Below are 494 nucleotides of genomic sequence, written 5' to 3' on the forward strand. Positions count from 1 at the left end.
CGCCCCGACCATGGCCTCGAAGATCTGCTCGTCCGTCACCTCGGCGAGTTCGGCGCTCAGGCCTGTGATGTTGGGGAATGCCTGCGGGTCGACCAGCCGGTACTCGCGGGTCCAGGCGGACTCATCGGCAGCGCGGACCTCCGGGGCGAACAGGAGATAGGCGGCCTGCTGACCGACATAGGCGAGGAGTGAGTCCGCGACCATGCGGTAGTGGACGGCCGCCTCGGCGCCCTCGAGTCCGGCCTCCATGACGGCGCCGAGGATGAGTTCCACGACCCGGAACTCATTGGGCCGCCGGGTGGTACGGCTCGCCATGACCGAGCCCACCACCGGGTATTTGAGGGCGACCGCCAGCGAGCCGTCGGCGAGCGCCCGGATGCGTCCCTTCCAGTCGAGGCCCTCGGGGATGCTGTCGAGCACCTCGCCGAGCGTGCGGTCCGCGACGGACAGCAGCAGCTCGTCCTTGTCGCGAAAGTGCCGGTAGATCGCGGTCG

1 protein-coding gene is annotated in these 494 nt (G+C 69.4%); it reads right to left on the minus strand.

Annotation, left to right across the window (positions count from 1 at the left end; all coding sequences use genetic code 11):
- On the minus strand, positions 1-494 hold a 494-nt coding region (locus KN815_RS33760; RefSeq protein ID WP_216345653.1), incomplete at both ends, for a TetR/AcrR family transcriptional regulator.

The organism is Streptomyces niphimycinicus (genome assembly GCF_018883605.1).
In the GTDB taxonomy this organism is placed as follows: Bacteria; Actinomycetota; Actinomycetes; order Streptomycetales; family Streptomycetaceae; genus Streptomyces; species Streptomyces niphimycinicus.